The organism is Fibrisoma montanum (assembly GCF_003583365.1).
GTDB lineage: Bacteria > Bacteroidota > Bacteroidia > Cytophagales > Spirosomataceae > Fibrisoma > Fibrisoma montanum.
The window spans coordinates 593939-610489 of sequence record NZ_QXED01000005.1; the positions used below are offsets into that span (position 1 = coordinate 593939).

The window sequence follows — 16551 nt, forward strand, 5'->3', positions numbered from 1 at the left end:
AATCAGCAGCTTGTCCGTAACTTGTTGTCTGAATCCACTCGAATGGTTTGGTTTGATGTGGTTATCAAGCCTTCCAGTCTAAACCTAAACGAATGAACATTCTCGAAACCCGCCACATTGTCAAACAGTATGCCGAGCACCGCGCCCTGGACGACGTGAGTCTTGTCGTCCCGAAGGGCAGCATCTTCGGTCTGCTCGGACCGAATGGTGCCGGCAAAACGTCGCTCATCCGCATCATCAACCAGATCACGGCCCCCGATGAAGGCGAAGTGTTTCTAATGGGTGAACACCTGAACCCCAACCACATCCGGCACATTGGCTATCTGCCCGAAGAGCGCGGTCTCTACAAAAAGATGAAGGTGGGCGAGCAACTGCTCTACCTGGCGCAGCTCAAAGGGCTGAGTGAAAAAGAGGCCATGGAGAAGCTTAAGATCTGGTTTGTCAAGTTCGACATCAAGACGTGGTGGAACAAGCACATTGAGGACCTCTCCAAGGGGATGCAGCAAAAGGTGCAGTTTGTCGCTACGGTCATGCATGAGCCGGACCTGATCATTCTGGATGAGCCGTTCTCGGGCTTCGACCCCATCAACGCCAACCTGATCAAGGACGAGATTCTGGAGCTGCGCGACAAGGGTAGCACCATTATCTTCTCAACGCACCGTATGGAGTCGGTTGAGGAACTGTGCGACCACATTGCGCTCATCAACCGGTCGCACAAGGTGCTCGACGGTCCGAAACGGGCAATTAAGGAGCAGTTCAAAACGCACACCTACCACGTGGAGTACCAGGGCGCTCTCAGCGACCTGCCGTCGGCCTTCTCGGTGCTGAGTACCAAACCCATCGACGATGGCTTCCTGCGGGCCGACATCCAGATTCCGCCCGACGCGGCTGTCAACGACCTGATCCGCCACCTGATCGACCGCGTGGCTGTCCGCTCGTTTGGCGAGAACATCCCCAGCATGAATGACATTTTTATCAAAGCCGTCGGCGCAACCAATGATTGAATGATTGACTGGTTGAATGATTGAATCGACAGCCCAATTCAGTCATTCAACCCGTCAATCATTCAACAACTCATTAAAACCCCCATGAACACAATTTTCCTCATTATCAAGCGCGAGTACCTCGTGCGGGTTCGCAAACGGTCGTTTGTGATCATGACAATCCTCGGCCCACTGCTGATCTTTGCATTCTACGCTGTGATCGGCTGGGCGGCCATCAGTTCCATCAACCAGAAAAAAGTAGCGGTTATTGATGAGAGCGGGCGATTTGCCAACCAGTTTAAAGACACAAAAGAGACGACCTATTCCTACCTGAAGCAACCGCTGGCCCAGGCCAAGAAACAGTTTGCCAAAAGTGGCTACGATGCCCTGGTGTTCATTCCGACGAATGTAATTGAGCAGCCCAAAACGGTGCAGATTTTTGCCGAGAAAAGCGTGAGTCTTGATTTGCAGAACAATATCGAACGGGCTATTTCGAAGGAGATCGAAACCATCAAGCTCAATCAGGCCGGGATTACGCGCAAAATCATCGAAGATGCCAAGGTCAATGTCGATGCACAGACCTTCAGCCTGCGCGATTCAGGTGAGCAGAACAGCAGCGCCATTGCTACGTCGATTATCGGGTACGTATGTGCCTTTCTGATTTACATCTCGGTGTTTATCTACGGTACGCAGGTGATGCGGGGCGTTATGGAAGAAAAAACCAACCGGATCGTCGAAGTGATCATCTCGTCGGTGAAACCATTCCAGCTCATGATGGGTAAAATCATCGGCGTGGCGCTGGTTGGCCTGACGCAGTTCATGCTCTGGATTCTGCTGACGGTCGGGCTGTTTACCGTTGGCGGACAGGTGTTTGGCGACAAGGTAGACCGGGGTCGGGCGGCCATGCAGACGTCGGCTGCGGCTGGCCAGGGGGCGGCTGCTGCGCCCGAGGTCAGACAGGCGCAGCAGGGGGTCATGAACAACGTATTGCGGGCCATCGAGACCCTGAACATTCCGCTGATTGTGGCCTGCTTCCTGTTCTATTTCCTGGGGGGATACCTGCTCTACAGTGCCCTGTTTGGGGCTATCGGCGCGGCCGTCGACAACGAGACGGAAACGCAGCAGTTTATGTTTCCGATCACGCTCCCCATCATCGGTGCTATTGCCGTGGCGCAGTTCGTCATCCGCGAACCCGATGGGGCGCTGGCGTTCTGGACGTCTATGATTCCGTTCACCTCGCCGGTGATCATGATGGTGCGGGTGCCGTTTGGCGTACCGGGCTGGGAGCTGGCCTTATCCATGTTCTTGCTGGCGATTGGCTTCGCCGGAACCACCTGGCTCGCGGCCCGCATCTACCGCGTCGGTATCCTGATGTACGGCAAAAAAGTTACGTACAAGGAACTGTCGAAGTGGGTGTTTTATAAGGCGTAAAAAGGGAGGAGAGGAGAAAGGGAGGAAAGGAATTTCTGACTCCCCTTTCTCCTCTCCTCCCTTTCCTCCTTTCTAAATCCCAATATCCACAACCAGCAACTGGGGCAGGATCTGGCCGGTGTTTACGTTGTAAATCGTCCGGACGCCCAGTTCAAACGGGACACGCAGCCGGAGCGCGTTGAACACAAACGTCAGGTCTACCCCGGCGCTCTGATACGACCGCCGTACCGTTTCATAGCCACGCAGCCGCCCGAATACATCCCGCACCTCCAGGCGGCTTTGCCCGTCGGCCGTATCGAAAAAGCCGGCGGTTTTGATCCGTTGAATGTACAGCCAGCGCCCCAGCGACCAGTGTACATCCGCCAGCGGCAGCCGGTATTCCGCACTCCCCGCCGTAATCTTGTCGTCGCTGACATAAATCTGGCCGCGGGGATAGAAGATGGTAGGGCTGAACCGATACGTGCCCTGTGCCTGCTGCTGGTAGCCGCCCCGCAGCCGCAACGAATGATGCTTTCCCAGGCCTGGAAAAAACAGATTGCCCTGTACGCTCCACTGCTCGCCGGTGAGTCGGCCACCAAACGGCGTGTTTCGTAGCGAGACCGAGAGGGTTTGTCCCCAGCGGGGCGCTACGTCGCGTTTACTTTGCCGCAGCAGCCGGGAGTACGAAAAGCCATAGGTCAGGGCACTCAGCGATCCCGCGGAGCCAACCTCGGTAATGTACCGGAACGGCAGCTCATAATCACTGACCTGCAGGTAGTTGTAATACGCCGACAGGCTCATGCTCTGGATGTACTTCGAGTTCGTTAGTTGGAGCGGGATGCGAAAACCAGCCGTTAGCTGGTTGTATTGCCAGCGGTCAGAACGCAGGCTGTCGGCGGGAATAACCCGGTCGACGTAGAGCGCCGTATTCCGGTTGCCCCGCTGAAAACTGACGTCGAGGATCGGGTAGAGGCCCTGGTAGCTGAGATTCGCGAAGAAGGCGCCTACGCGCTCGGCCTGGTTGTAGTTGTACCCGACCGAGAGTTGGGTTGTGCTCAGTAAATCCTGCGAACTGAGACTCACCGACAACGCCTGCCCATTGGAACTGAGCAAAGGCCCCCAGCTGTAAATGTTGATGGCGTTGGCCAGTCGGCTGAAGCGGCTGGCCGGGTACGGTCTGGCGGTCGCGTTTGAGTCGTTCAGTACCTGTCGGGCTTCGGCCACACCCGGTTCCTGCTGCACCAGCGGCCCGAAATAACGCACCGTCCGGTTGTCGACGGTGCGGGCTGGTTGCCAGGTTGTCGGGTCAAGCGGCATGTCCATGATCCGGTACCCAGTGGCCGAGAAGTCCTCAAACGCCAGCCGGTTGCCCCCGGGCGAAACGGCCGCGTGATAAGCCGCCAGGGGGCGCGACGTAACCTGAAACACCGCTTTGGTCTGCGTGTCGACGGCGTAGACGTTGTCGATACCCGATCGCGGGGAGTTGTACAGGACGTAGTTACCCCAGGGCTGCGGATGGCTCAGGTTTTCGTTGGCGCGGGGGAGCAGGTCGGTACGGGCGTCGGTTTCTGTATCGATCAGCTCAATCGTTTTCTGTCCATCTTTCAGAGCAACGGCCACTACGGTCCGGTCATCGCGCCAGCGGGGGTGGATATACAGTTCGTTGCCGGGGTTTGAAAGGGTTTTCAGGATAGCACCGTTGGTCGCGTCCAGCACCAGCAGCCGAATCTGGTATTCGTCGGTATTGTCGACCACAACCAGTTTTTTGGCATCGGGCGACAGGGCCGCTGCCGTGTACCGCGTGCGGTGGGTTTGGCGCGTAAGCTGGCCGGTGGTCAGATCGAGCAGCCGGATGTTGGAATACACCCGCTGGCCCCAGCGCGGATCGTAGCCAAATTCAATCCAGCAGGCTTTGGTGGGCGTCGCCGACAGAATACCCGGGTCGTTGGGAAACCCCTGCACAAATACGGTTTTCTCCCGCCCGTTTTTGTCCAGCCTGACCAGCCGGGGCGTATCGCCGAACCCACTTTTCACGCACAGCACGGTCGAATCGGTCAGGTACTGCGGGTGCTGATAGTTTGTGAATACCGGACCCGACTTTGCCGACTGCCGACCGGCCCACTCGGGTTTCTGAATCGGAAAACCGCTGGCCGGAGTGATTTGAAGACCTTCCTGCTGTTTCTGCCAGGTTTCGGTCAGGTCGTCCATCGTCTTCTGGTAGAGTTGCTCCACACGAAGCCCCGTTTCCTTACGAATGCTGCCTGAGAACGTAAACGGCCAGGGGAAGTGCCGGTAGTTGCGGTTCAGAACCCGGCTCCAGGCGTCGGGGCCGTACGTTCGTTTCAGATACGTCGTCAGGTAATAGCCTAATTCATAGTGGTTTGCTACGTTGTCGATAAACGAGCCACAAACCGCTTTGGGGTAGCCGAACCGTCGACCAGCCAGGAGATTTGCGCGCAGATTCAGGTTGAAATAGGGAATTCGGCCGCGGCCACCGGGCGTCAGCAGGGTTTCGGTGCTGACGGCGTCGCCTTCGGCAAACCAGTCCGGAACGGTCAGCAGCGGGAAGTTAAGCCCTACGTTCCCGAACAGGGTGTACAGCAACCGGCCGTATCCCTGCAGGGCTTTGTCGTTCTGAACCACATGCCGGTATTCGTGGACGGCCAGCAGGTCGAGCCAGTCGAGGGTGCCGGCCAGACCGGGATTCTGGGGCTGTACGGCAAAGAACTCCGACCGGCGGGGCAGCAAACTCACGAAGCCGTTGCTGACCGTTGTCTGGTTCTGGAGCAGAACTGAAATCCGGCGGGGACGCCGTTCCAGCGAAGCACTGACCGGTTCGTAGAGCCCTTCCAGTCGCCGGGCCGTCCGTTGGGCTACGCTGTCGAATCCGTCGGGATACAGAATGCGAAAGTGGGGGGTAGACACCCGATACCAGCGCAGCTGGGTGGGATTCTGGTCAAGTACGGGTAAGGTTTGAGCCGTGGCGCCCAGGCCGACGAACAAGGTCAATACAGGTAGTAATCGGGTTTTCATAGGCAGGTAACTACCGCGAAAGGTACGGTAGAAGCGAATATATTAGTTATCTTTCATTGTCGAACTGCTTTTGTTTTGCACCGATGGAGACAACGCCCCGCCTGATCGATCCTACGGCTTTTCAAAAGGCTTACATCCGACAACCGTTCGAGGAAGTAAGTCGGCCAGACTATTTCCAGATCGTTCGGGTCGAGCAGGTGGCCTCTCGGCTGGTTGTGCCTACGCTGCTCTACCGAACCACCTATACTTATTTGGTTTTTCTGACGCAGGGCGAAGGCCGTCAATTGCACAACCTGGATGAGGTAAAAATTGATGCACAGCGACTGCTGCTGGTTCGTGCCGGAACAATTACGGCCATTCAGGCTATTCAGTCGCCCGTGGCCGGCTTTTTCATCGGGTTCGATCCTATTGTTCTCGAGCGTCTTCTGAGCCCGATTCAGTTACAGCAGTGGCTGGCCCTTCCGGCCGTTCTGCCCCTGACAGCCGGTGATATTGCCTGGTGTTCTGGTCTGTGCCATCTGCTGGCTGACGAACAGGCGCATGGGGCACTCACTGACGCAGCTTTGCATCTGCTGGCGGGACTGGTCATCAAACTACTTCCCAAGGCCACGTTGGAGAATACGTGGATGAGTCGGGAAGAACAGCTCGCTACCCAGTTTAAACAACTGGTTTACATGCACTGCATCCAGCGCAAAGACCTGGCCTTTTACGCTGATGCGCTGGCTATTTCGGAAAATTATTTGTTCCGCTGTGTGAAAACCGCGACGGGTAAAGTGCCTAAAACTATTCTGCTCGAAACGCTGGTGCTGTATGCCCGGGTACAGCTTCAGAATACGACTACCGACATTGCGACCATTGCCTACAGCCTGAATGTACAGGACCCCTCGTACTTTGGGCGACTGTTTAGGAAAGTCACGGGACAGACGCCCTCTGACTATCGGCGTAGTATGCAGGATTTGTCCGGATAGTCTCCGGCTTAGTCCTAGCCTGTAAGCTTCTGTCTGGTGCACTTTTGTACCCGTAATAAGACAGGAGTTATGCGAGTATTTCTTTTTGGGGCGACTGGACCGACCGGGCAGTTGCTGCTGCAAAAACTGGTTGAGAAAAAGTATGACGTAACGGTCCTGGCTCGTCGGCCGGAAGCCGTTCAGCCTACGAGAGCATCTGTTACAGTTGTGCCCGGGGATGTGATGCGACCGGAAACCTTTTCTAAACACCTCGCCGGTGCGGATATTGTCATTTCGGCCTTAGGGACGGGCAAGAGCCTGGCGAAGACCACTCTTTTTTCGGATGGAGGCCGAATGATTCTGGAAACCATGCGGCAAACCGGGGTTCAAAAATTGATCGCCATTACGTCGGGTGGGGTGCAGGACGATGATCCCACCATTCTGAAAAGCTGGTTTTACCGATTCATTGGTCGTTGGTTGCTGCGTAATCTGTACGACGACATGCGCCGATTTGAGCAACAACTTGATTCTACAACAGACATTAACTGGGTCTGTGTCCGACCGACTACGTTGACCAATGGACCGGCTACGGGGCGCTATCGGGTTAGCGTACCGTATTCGCCCGAAGGCGGTTCCCAGATTAGCCGGGCTGATGTAGCTGACTTTATCATTCAGCAGATTTTGTCCGATCAGTACGTACGGCAAAAGCCCATATTGGCTTATTAATCAAAACCAATCTAATCAACACGCATGACTATCAACTCAACCTTACCGGAAGACCAGACGCAGGCCGTTACGGCACTGCTGGAGCGATTTGTCGATACGTGGAATGCCAAGGATCCGGCGCTGTTCGGTACCGTCTTCACCGACGATGCGGAGTTTATCGATGTGGTCGGGCAGGTGGCAACGAACCGCAGCGAGATCATTGAACAGCACCGGTATCCGTTCGCCGTAGTAAACAAACAGGCCGTCCTGTCGCTCACCAATCTTTACATCCGGTCGCTGACCGAAGGACTGGTTATCGTGACGGGGGAATGGCAGGTCGAAAACAGTTCAACACCGGCCGGACAACTGATTCCCCTGCGAAACGGCGTTATTCAGCTTATCTGCCGCCACACGGGGCCGGACTGGGCCGTCCGGCTGGTGCATAACACCGACCTGACGCAGGTGTACCGGGATGTGAAACCAGGCCCCGGATTCAGCGGACCGCAAACCTGACTAGACGGACTATTGCCTCAGTTTCACAAAACCTTAACAGCATTCCTGACGTTGGTTTGCCGTACAAACCGAATTTTGCGACTATGTTAGGGCAAGAGCTGAGCGATGAGATACTGACCGGCCGGCTTCGACACGACGATGAGCAGGCGTTTAAGACGCTGTATGACCGGCACTGGTACGATTTGTACGTGATAGCCTGCCGCAAGCTCCGCGACAGTGAACTGGCGCAGGATCTGGTGCAGGAACTGTTTTTGACACTCTGGCAGAAGCGCGAAACCCTTCGCGTCGATTCACTGAAGGCTTACCTTACGACGTCGCTCCGGAACCGGATCATCGATCATGTCCGGATGCAACTGCAAAGCGATCAATACGCCGAATACGTTCTTCAGGCGCTGCCCACCGAGTCGCAGTCGCACCAGACGACATCGGTTGTTCAGTACCGGGAGCTTTCCGAGTCGCTTAACCAGGCCCTGGCCCAGCTTCCCGACAAAACCCGGGAGGTGTTTCTGCTGAACCGATTCGAGCGGATGACCACCCGGGAGATTGCCGCTCAACTCGGCCTTTCCGAAAAAACGATCGAATACCACCTGTCCCGCTCCACGTCTTTACTACGCGCTCAGCTTCAGAATTTTGCCACCATGGTGGCTTGCCTGGGGGTCTTCTGGGCCGAAAAATCATGAGATTACCCAGCTGGATTGCCAGAGGGTGTGACGGCCGGTTCCGAACTTGACGTCACACCCTCTGCTGCTTAGACACGTCGCCGAACTCAGGCTGTTCTTCGCCGGAAAAGGCACGAACGTAGCAGAGGGCGGCTGAACGCCTGAACCGTAGCGTTAGCATTGGCGAAACCTATTCGAAATCGCCATGAGTCAACTCCATTACCTCACCCCCGTCCAGCGCCTGCTGGTGATGACCACCCTCTGTCTGCTTACGCTGGCCGGCTGCTCTGGTACGGACGAACCGCAGCCCGCAGCGAGGGGCCAGTTGCTGAGCCGAAACTGGCAGGTGCAAAGCGCGCAGTATAGCTACAGCAACCTGACTTACACGTACTACCAGAAGGGCGGAACGGCCAATGACGCTGATCTGTCGGCGTACCGGTTTAATTTCGAAAGCAGTGGTTCGTATACGTTCCTGAACGATTCAACAAGCTTCCAGGGTGACTGGGAACTCGTTGATCAGGAGTCTACCCTGCGCCTGGACGGGCAGAGCGATTTCTCTATCCTGACCCTGTCGGATACCAACTTCGACTTTTCGTTCACCTCCGAGGAAACCGATGCCGATAATAAAGCCATCACGGTCCAGTACACGTATCGGCTCATTCCGGCCAACTGAGCCTCTTTTCACGCTTAACATTTATTAACAGGCGTCCAGTCCAACCCTTCCCGGCTGAATGGGACTCCCCTCCAAAAAACACATAACCGTTCTCATGATACATTGCTTTTCGACTCGCAGTACGTTATGGTCCCGACTGGTGGCCGGTATGCTCACCCTCGCCAGTGGCTGGCTTATCGGTTGTAGTGATTCCGATGACGTAGCGGTGGTGGGCGACTGGCGTCGTCGGTCTGATTTTGAAGGTGTTGCCCGGCAGGCGGCTGCTGGTTTCGTGATCAACAACATGGCCTATGTCGGTACCGGTACCAACGCCGACAACGAACGCCTGACCGATTTCTGGGGATACGACGCGGCCCGCAATACCTGGACCCAGATTGCCGATTATGCCGGAACCCCCCGCTTCGCAGCCGTTGGGTTTGCGGTTGGCAACAAAGGCTACGTCGGCACCGGCCTCGACAACAACAGCGACCGGCTCAAAGACTTTTATGAATACGACCCCGCAACGAACGCCTGGCGGAAGATTGCCGACTACGCGGGGTCGGCCCGCCGGAATGCCGTGGCGTTCACCATTGGCAACAAAGGCTACGTTGGTACAGGCTTCGACGGCAATTACCTCAAGGATTTTTACGCCTACGATCCCGCTGCCGACCAGTGGCAGCGCGTGGCCAGCTACTCCGGCCCCAAACGCCTGGGGGCAGTAGCGTTTGTTCTCGATGGGCTGGGCTACGTGGTCGGAGGCAACAACAATGGCATAAACCAGAAGGATGTCTGGGCTTATGACCCGGCGCAGGATACGTGGGTTGAGAAAGACGAATTTGACGATGAAGAAACCGTGGCACGCAGCTACGGGGTGGCGTTTACCATTGGGTCAAAAGGCTACGTACTGCTCGGCGACGGCAACAATACGGTGTGGGAATATGATCCGGCGAGCGATTCGTGGAGCGACGACCGGGGCGATTTTGAAGGCAGTGGGCGGACGTATGCCGTTGGGTTTGCCATCAACGGAAAAGGCTACGTAACAACCGGAAGCGTAGGAACCGGGCGGCTGGATGATCTGTGGGAGTTCGACCCCAACAAGGAACGCGATAGTGATGACTAAAGCCATGAACCGCCCCCTGAGCACCTGGCTGGTACTCGGCCTGTGGGCCATGCTGCTCGGGGCCTACTGGCTGTTTGGCCGGCACCCGCACTATGAGCTGCGGGTGTTTCAGGCGGACTCCGGGTGGGGATACGAAATCCGTCAGGGAGCAACCCCCCTGATCTACCAGCCGATCGTACCTGGTCTGCCCGGTCAGCAGCGGTTCACAGACGAAGCCCATGCCCGGCGCGTGGGCGAACGCGTACTCAGCAAACTGCAGCGGGGCGAATTTCCCCCGACGCTCCGACCCGAGGAGGTTCGCTAATGCTTTTCATCCGGGGCTGTCAGGCCGGATGCTGTCCGGTCGCCTGAGCAGGGCATGACAGCTGCGCAGCTTCCCGGCCAGAGTCTGACAGCCCCTCTCAACAACTGTATTCATGACCCGCCTTTCAATTTATTTCCTGCTAACCCTTTTGCCTGCCCTGCTGACCGGCTGTCAATCGGGCGATCGGACCATTGGCCAGCAGATCGTTACGCCCCGCGAACTCGACGTTCAGCTCGTTGATTCGGTTACGGTACTGGCATCGACCGTGCTGGCCGATACGTTCACAACCTCGGCCGACAGTAGCGTACTGGTTGGTCGGTGGGCCGATGCCCTGGCTGGCCAAACGACGGCCAAGGGTTTTATTTCCCTGGGGTATACATCCCATACGTTGCCGGATCAGCAGCAAGTCCGATTCGATTCGTTGGTACTGGTACTGCCGATGGGTACGGCCTACGGTGATACGTCGCAGCGCCTGACGCTCAACGTACACCAGCTCCAGGCCAAACTCGGCGACCGGACGTATTCGAACCTCAGCACAGTTCCGTACGAAGTGACGCCCCTGCTGACCAAAACCTTCCGGCCGTGGCCCCGGTACGGGAACCGGCAGGTACGCATCCGGTTGCCCGACGCCCTCAGCCAGGATTTTTTCGATAAGCTGCGTAATCGGTCAATCACCGACGAAGAAACTCTGGATGCCTACTGGAAAGGGCTGGCGCTGGTCTGTGATCCGTCGGCCAACCTGCTGCTGAAGCTGGGTATTTCATCCGCCGAAGCCGGGTTGGTGCTGTATTACCACGACACGGATCTGAATCAAACCCGGAATACCATTCGCTTTGACGTGGCCGGGATTCATTTCAGTCAGGTAGCCGGCGACCGGAGCGGCACAGCGCTCAGCAGCCTGCGAACCCGGCTGGATGCCGTCAGCAGCCGATTTACCCAGAACACTGCCTTCGTTGCAGCCGGGGCGATGCTGCGTACCCGGCTCGACATTCCGGGCCTGGCTCAGCTCGTGTTAACACAACAGTACCGGGGCATAAACCGTGCGGATTTGATTCTTGAACCCATTCAGCGGGACCGGCGCGATAACGCAGCGCCCCCATCAAGGCTTGTGCTGTACCAGACCAACAGCCTAAACGAAGCGCTGAGTATCGTGCCGGATGCGGAGGGCAGCAGCAGTACGGTAGTGGGCTACTACGGCTACGATCCGAATGATCTGGAGCAGCAGGCGCAGTACACCTTCAACGTAACGTATTACGTGAACGAAGTCCTGAAAGCCCGTTTGCCGAATCGTCCGCTGCTGTTGCAGGCCATCACGGAAAGCAACCACCTGCCGGTTGAACGGGTCACTTTGGGTGATGCGTTCAGGGCGGGCTATCGGCTACGGTTGCGGCTGTACATGACCGTAGAGAAGCCGTAGCGGATTGTCAGTACTGCATAGCAACGCATTTAACTACCGATAAATAAAATGAACTTACTATTGCAGGCGCTGACTTGTAGAAAGTTGCCATTTTCAGCAGTTTGCAGATTGTAAAGCAACATTGAATGATGCATGAGCGAGGACGAATGAGTTGATTTACAGGCATACTATATAGTCGTAATTCAGTACATTCTATCCATACATCACTCCATGAAAACCCGTTTTTTTATCTGCACCGTTTGGTTCATTACTACATTGTTCAGTTGTGCCGGTCCCGCTGGTGAACCAGGACCATCCGGTCCCGCTGGTCCTGCTGGACCACAAGGCCCAACAGGCGCTCCCGGACCTGCCGGAACGGCCAACGTCATTACTTCCTCCTGGAAAACAGTGTCACAAAATGATTGGGTGATAAGTACCACTAATCCCCGGACCGCATCTTTCGTTTTTGCGGATAATAATTTGACGCAAACCGTCATCGATCGCGGATTGGTTCTTGCGTTCACACGAGACCCCAATGCTACACAGGTAGCCGAACCGATGCCTTTTACTTACCTTGACGGTAGTAAGGAAAGTTTTGTCGTCAGAGTTGGTAATATATCGTTCGTTTACACTGCTACTAAAAATTTAGTACGAACTGATCTTTTTGGGGTTCAGTACCGCTGGATCATTGTACCTTCAGCAACTTTATCGGGTGGTCGGCTGGCCCATGTTGACTGGACCAACTACGCAGCCGTGAAAGAGTATCTCCACCTAACTGATTAAAAAAACTACCACACCATGATGAAAATATATTGTATTGCATTGTTTATTCTGGTCATTAACGCCACCGGGGTGGCTCAGAATTACACCGCAATTAGCTTACGCGCGGGCGGAGGAGTTGCCAGTTCATCATTTCCAAATTCGGTTACATCAGTTGGTGGTCAGCAGTCGGCGTTGAAGTTTTCGTCGGTGTACAGTTATATGGTAGGAGTGGGAGTAAACCTACCCTTAGGTGGGCGGGTGTCCTTCCAGCCTGAAGTCATGTATATTCGCAAAGGATATGCTTATACTTATACGGAAAGCGGAGATTTTTACCGGGAGCGGTATTATTTCAACTGCATCGAGGTGCCCCTGCTGCTGAAGGCCGCTTTTGCCAAAGACCGGTTTCGCGCATTTGTTTTCGCCGGGCCTTCCGTCAGTTATGCGTTAAATGCACGCTATACGACCAAACTCTCCAGTGGAGGGTCACAAACAACCGAAAGTGGGAAGGTTGTTTTCTCAGATGGCGAACCATCCGGTAATACGTATTATTTCGATACAAATAAATTTCGTCAGTTCGATGTCGGTGTACAGGGTGGCGTAGCTGTGGGTGCCCGTCTGGGAACGGGTATTTTTCTGATTGAATTGAGAGGAGGCTTAGGCCTGCTGGATTTTAACCGTGAAGAGGAGTCAAAATTCCGAACAGGGACAGTCGCTCTAAGTTATAGCATACCCCTTGGTTCCATCAGTAAATAAAGGGCCTTCCGAAATCGATTTGTTATGAACGAAAGCCCGCGGATCATTCAGAACCAGTATCAGTTGCTCGGTCCTGTCGGCAACGGTGAGGGGGGAATGGGAGTTGTTTACCGGGCTATAGACCTGACACTCGACCGGATAGTGGCGGTTAAGCTGATTCGGCCGGATCTTCAGGATCGGGACGACATTGAGAAGCGATTTCAACGGGAAGCCAAAGCACTTGCCCGATTGAACCATCCAAACATTGCCAGCGTATACAACTTTTGCCGGGATGGTAATGAGTATTGCCTGGTCATGGAATTTATCAACGGGCATACGTTGACCGAACTGTTGAAACTAAAGGGGCCTTTCTCTCAGTCGCAAGCTATAGATCTGATAGTGCAGGCACTGAATGGGTTAGCTCATGCTCACGAACGCGGGGTACTGCATCGCGACATTAAGCCTGCTAATCTGATGCTTACCAGTGAGGGGACGCTAAAACTGCTGGACTTTGGAATTGCCCGACTTACGGATGCACCTACTACCCAGATTACACAGACAAAGTATCTGACAGGTACAGTACGCTACATGGCGCCCGAACTCCTTGATGGAGGACAACCGTCAACCAGTTCGGACCTCTACGCGCTGAACTTAGTATTGTACGAACTGCTCACTGGTCGGGCTGCCTTTAAAGCGCCAACAGTTATGCGCCTGATCATTCAAATTCTCAATGAGCCGTTGCCGTCGCTTCAGGAACACTTGCCGCAAGCTTCCGGAGCGTTGACACGACTCATGGAACGGATGATGGCAAAAGATCCAGCCGTTCGTATCAGTGATGCCCGACAATTGGCAAAAGCCCTTGGCGAAGCGGCCGCTACGCCTGCTGAAAAGAAGGAAGAACTAACCGCTGAACCGCCAACCAGCATTACGCTTGTAGATCCTTTACCCCGGGTTCGTCTGTCAACACCGGCATCATCCCCTTCGCCAGAACGGCCCAATACACCGGCACCGGATCCAGCGTCCACGCTGGGAGAACCGGCCTGGGCATTACCAAAAAAAAGGGGAAAAGGTCTCTGGATATGGTTGCTCTTAGTAAGTATCGTACTGGGAGGCACTGGGATCTGGTATATTCTTACAAAGCCCGTGGCAATGGAGTCCGTGTCGCGGAGACCCCAGCCGTCTGTTGATTCAACCATAACTGAATCGGTAGATGCGTTGCCTACTACTAATCCTACGTCTAAGGACACCTCCTCAGTTGCTCAACAGACAGAATTAGTCAGCAATAAGCCAGATAAACCTACTGTCGGACAATCTACAGTCAATCGACCAAATCAACGGCCGGAGCAGAAGCAGCCCGTTACGCAGGTTTCAACAACACAGGCCTCCCGAAAACCACAGCTGGTCGTTGAAAGCTCAACCGGGCCCGTTAACCCACCAGCGACTGTACCGATCTCTTCCCAGACAAGGACCGATGTTTCGGTCCCGGTCGTGAAAAAAAACGATGAAAATACTACCTCTGAGTTGACGGACAAGCCGGTTGAGCGTCCGGTAGCCCGGCCGGTTGCTGAGCCAAAAAGTGTGACTATTACCCGGAAAACTACCCTTCGATTAACTCCCCTGGAAACGTACCGGGCTGATCGGCTTAACCGGGGCGACGAAGTCCGCTTTACGGTCAGCGCTGTAATCGGCGAAGAGGTTGTGTCTCTGGGTAGTCAAGCAGCCGCACGGGCTGTTGTCTCTGAAGTGCAGGCCGTAGGAGGATTGACTACACGTTCCTATATTTTTCTCAAGCGGATGGTGCTGGAGTTCGTTGGCAATGAGCCGATAAAATTATCGCTGATGGGTTCGGAACCTGAAATTCGGTTTGATGCTAAACAAGCTAACGCCGTAATAGGGACCCTACAGATGCGAGCGGCAAAACCCTTGACAGTTAATCTGTGAGTCACTACGTTCAGACAATTTCGGGTGTATCGGGGACCCTTTATTGCTGAAGCAAAATCCTGTTTTTCAATGCGTTTAGGTAGAGTCAGTTTAAGGCTGTTCAAAACCCTTATTGTCTTGCCTCGTGTGTGCGGCATTGCTCTCGGACCCGGTTCTTCGCCTGGAAAATAAAAAACTGCGCTATTTTACCTTCGTCGTTATATTGCTTTAAAATTAAGCCAATTAGCTGGGAACCCATCTAACAAACTGCCCTTCCTGAATCCGGTAGCCGTAGCGGGTTACGCCTGCTCCGTACCGGTACGGAGCAGGCGGTTGTAGGCGCTCATGGCCGTAGCCAGAGCGGCTCCTATACATATCAGCCGCATGATACCCCACGGCATGCCCCGCCAAACCAATTGGTTGACCTGCTCTCGGGTGGCCAGCAGGTCGGCACCGGAGAAGAATACCTTCAGGTTGATCTGCGTAACGATGTATACCGTCAGCAATACCCCGGCCGACGTGAACAGCAGCGTGGCCAGTAACGACCTGCGCAGCGAGTTACTCTGGCCACGCCCGGTCCAGTAAGCCCCGAGCGCGGCCAGAAACGTCAGGGGACTCATCGGGACGAAATACCAGACGGGATTGGTCACCTTCGTAAAAGCGTTCCAGTGCGTCAGGGCGGTTGCGGGGTCGGCCAGGGTGTTCGGCGTAAAGGCGACGGTTTCGTACAGGTTCCCGAAGAACCAATGGGCCAAGCCGAAGAGGGTAAAACCCAGAAACCACCGCAGGCTATGGACGTCACGCATGGTGAGGCTGGTTGATGCGGGAACTGTAAAAAGTCAGGTACGTGCGAAACAGGTAAACCACCGTAACTACTTCAAACGCAATACGTGCCAGATTCAGGACAATCCATTCGTTTGCCAGGTTGAGCACCTCGGCGTTATCGGGGTTCGGACCGCCAAAGTACAGGCGCAGGTTGATCTGCGTGACTACGTACACCGTTAGTAAAATGGCTCCCAGTGACCCCAGTGTAGCCCACGTTAGCCACTGCCGGGCGGTAGCGGGCAATGTTTGTCGACTGCGCCACCAAGCCAGAACCAGCGCAAGAAAGCCAACGGGGGTATTCGGGATGTGGAAGAAAATCGGGTTCGTCACGCTGTGGTAATCCAGCCAGCACTGTCGGGCAGCCGCCGGCGATGCGGTCAGGTTGGGGGCATCCACGATGGCTTCGTACACGTTGCCGAACAGCCACATCGAATGGCTGACGAGGGCAATCAGTAGTAGCGTGTTCAGGACTCGCTCGGTAGTCGTACTGCGTTGTTGGATTGTCGCTTCCATAGATTCGTAATGTCATGTTTGATGGAAGCAAAAGTACGCCGGCCGGGTCGGGTAGGGGTAGGAGGATTGCGGCCCCT

General features: G+C 55.1%; 16 protein-coding genes. 13 read left to right on the forward strand and 3 right to left on the reverse strand.

The window, feature by feature from the left end; translation table 11 throughout:
• Positions 1-92 precede the first annotated feature (92 nt).
• Entirely contained in the window at positions 93-1004 is a 912-nt protein-coding gene (locus DYU11_RS19445; RefSeq protein WP_119669365.1) for an ABC transporter ATP-binding protein, read from the forward strand.
• A gap of 84 nt (positions 1005-1088) precedes the next feature.
• Positions 1089-2414: an ABC transporter permease gene (locus DYU11_RS19450; protein WP_119669366.1), complete on the forward strand. Its 1326-nt coding sequence runs from the start codon at positions 1089-1091 to the stop codon at positions 2412-2414.
• Positions 2415-2486: 72 nt separating this feature from the next.
• Here the strand turns inward: DYU11_RS19450 and DYU11_RS19455 are convergent, their stop codons facing one another.
• A complete protein-coding gene (locus tag DYU11_RS19455; protein ID WP_119669367.1) occupies positions 2487-5426 on the reverse strand; it encodes a hypothetical protein in 2940 nt (979 codons plus the stop codon).
• A gap of 83 nt (positions 5427-5509) precedes the next feature.
• Here DYU11_RS19455 and DYU11_RS19460 point away from each other — a divergent pair, with 83 nt between their 5' ends.
• The 11 genes from DYU11_RS19460 (at position 5510) to DYU11_RS19510 (ending at position 15157) form a co-directional block, all read left to right on the forward strand.
• Complete coding sequence (locus tag DYU11_RS19460) at positions 5510-6394, forward strand: helix-turn-helix domain-containing protein (RefSeq protein ID WP_119669368.1); 885 nt, start codon at positions 5510-5512, stop codon at positions 6392-6394.
• Between the two features lie 69 nt (positions 6395-6463).
• Positions 6464-7099, forward strand: a complete 636-nt coding sequence (locus DYU11_RS19465; RefSeq protein WP_119669369.1) for an NAD(P)-dependent oxidoreductase — start codon at positions 6464-6466, stop codon at positions 7097-7099.
• 24 nt (positions 7100-7123) lie between these two features.
• Positions 7124-7591, forward strand: a complete 468-nt coding sequence (locus tag DYU11_RS19470) for a YybH family protein (RefSeq protein WP_119669370.1) — start codon at positions 7124-7126, stop codon at positions 7589-7591.
• A gap of 83 nt (positions 7592-7674) precedes the next feature.
• Entirely contained in the window at positions 7675-8271 is a 597-nt protein-coding gene (locus DYU11_RS19475; protein WP_119669371.1) for an RNA polymerase sigma-70 factor, read from the forward strand.
• A gap of 184 nt (positions 8272-8455) precedes the next feature.
• A complete protein-coding gene (locus tag DYU11_RS19480; RefSeq protein WP_119669372.1) occupies positions 8456-8923 on the forward strand; it encodes a hypothetical protein in 468 nt (155 codons plus the stop codon).
• 94 nt (positions 8924-9017) lie between these two features.
• Positions 9018-10022 carry a Kelch repeat-containing protein gene (locus DYU11_RS19485; RefSeq protein ID WP_119669373.1) on the forward strand — a complete coding sequence of 335 codons (1005 nt, stop codon included), beginning with the start codon at positions 9018-9020 and terminating at the stop codon, positions 10020-10022.
• A gap of 4 nt (positions 10023-10026) precedes the next feature.
• Positions 10027-10326: a DUF4907 domain-containing protein gene (locus DYU11_RS19490; RefSeq protein ID WP_158600317.1), complete on the forward strand. Its 300-nt coding sequence runs from the start codon at positions 10027-10029 to the stop codon at positions 10324-10326.
• Between the two features lie 112 nt (positions 10327-10438).
• Positions 10439-11743 carry a DUF4270 family protein gene (locus DYU11_RS19495; RefSeq protein WP_119669375.1) on the forward strand — a complete coding sequence of 435 codons (1305 nt, stop codon included), beginning with the start codon at positions 10439-10441 and terminating at the stop codon, positions 11741-11743.
• 210 nt (positions 11744-11953) lie between these two features.
• Complete coding sequence (locus DYU11_RS33270) at positions 11954-12505, forward strand: collagen-like triple helix repeat-containing protein (protein ID WP_158600318.1); 552 nt, start codon at positions 11954-11956, stop codon at positions 12503-12505.
• A gap of 15 nt (positions 12506-12520) precedes the next feature.
• Positions 12521-13237 (forward strand): porin family protein, encoded by a 717-nt coding sequence (locus DYU11_RS19505; RefSeq protein ID WP_119669376.1) that lies wholly within the window; start codon positions 12521-12523, stop codon positions 13235-13237.
• A gap of 24 nt (positions 13238-13261) precedes the next feature.
• Positions 13262-15157, forward strand: a complete 1896-nt coding sequence (locus DYU11_RS19510) for a serine/threonine protein kinase (protein ID WP_119669377.1) — start codon at positions 13262-13264, stop codon at positions 15155-15157.
• Positions 15158-15435: 278 nt separating this feature from the next.
• On the opposite strand, the gene DYU11_RS19515 is transcribed toward DYU11_RS19510, so the two are convergent.
• Positions 15436-15942, reverse strand: coding sequence for a hypothetical protein (locus tag DYU11_RS19515; protein WP_119669378.1), 507 nt, complete (start codon positions 15940-15942; stop codon positions 15436-15438).
• Positions 15935-16474, reverse strand: coding sequence for a hypothetical protein (locus tag DYU11_RS19520; protein WP_119669379.1), 540 nt, complete (start codon positions 16472-16474; stop codon positions 15935-15937). The genes DYU11_RS19515 and DYU11_RS19520 overlap by 8 nt, the downstream gene beginning before the upstream one ends.
• Between the last annotated feature and the right edge of the window lie 77 nt (positions 16475-16551).

Coding starts and splice junctions, on each gene's coding strand:
- DYU11_RS33270 (WP_158600318.1), top strand. CDS start 11,954: ATGAAAACCCGTTTTTTTATCTGCACCGTTTGGTTCATTACTACATTG.
- DYU11_RS19495 (WP_119669375.1), top strand. CDS start 10,439: ATGACCCGCCTTTCAATTTATTTCCTGCTAACCCTTTTGCCTGCCCTG.
- DYU11_RS19445 (WP_119669365.1), top strand. CDS start 93: ATGAACATTCTCGAAACCCGCCACATTGTCAAACAGTATGCCGAGCAC.
- DYU11_RS19505 (WP_119669376.1), top strand. CDS start 12,521: ATGATGAAAATATATTGTATTGCATTGTTTATTCTGGTCATTAACGCC.
- DYU11_RS19455 (WP_119669367.1), bottom strand. CDS start 5,426: ATGAAAACCCGATTACTACCTGTATTGACCTTGTTCGTCGGCCTGGGC.
- DYU11_RS19475 (WP_119669371.1), top strand. CDS start 7,675: ATGTTAGGGCAAGAGCTGAGCGATGAGATACTGACCGGCCGGCTTCGA.
- DYU11_RS19470 (WP_119669370.1), top strand. CDS start 7,124: ATGACTATCAACTCAACCTTACCGGAAGACCAGACGCAGGCCGTTACG.
- DYU11_RS19460 (WP_119669368.1), top strand. CDS start 5,510: ATGGAGACAACGCCCCGCCTGATCGATCCTACGGCTTTTCAAAAGGCT.
- DYU11_RS19450 (WP_119669366.1), top strand. CDS start 1,089: ATGAACACAATTTTCCTCATTATCAAGCGCGAGTACCTCGTGCGGGTT.
- DYU11_RS19465 (WP_119669369.1), top strand. CDS start 6,464: ATGCGAGTATTTCTTTTTGGGGCGACTGGACCGACCGGGCAGTTGCTG.
- DYU11_RS19480 (WP_119669372.1), top strand. CDS start 8,456: ATGAGTCAACTCCATTACCTCACCCCCGTCCAGCGCCTGCTGGTGATG.
- DYU11_RS19485 (WP_119669373.1), top strand. CDS start 9,018: ATGATACATTGCTTTTCGACTCGCAGTACGTTATGGTCCCGACTGGTG.
- DYU11_RS19515 (WP_119669378.1), bottom strand. CDS start 15,942: ATGCGTGACGTCCATAGCCTGCGGTGGTTTCTGGGTTTTACCCTCTTC.
- DYU11_RS19490 (WP_158600317.1), top strand. CDS start 10,027: ATGAACCGCCCCCTGAGCACCTGGCTGGTACTCGGCCTGTGGGCCATG.
- DYU11_RS19510 (WP_119669377.1), top strand. CDS start 13,262: ATGAACGAAAGCCCGCGGATCATTCAGAACCAGTATCAGTTGCTCGGT.
- DYU11_RS19520 (WP_119669379.1), bottom strand. CDS start 16,474: ATGGAAGCGACAATCCAACAACGCAGTACGACTACCGAGCGAGTCCTG.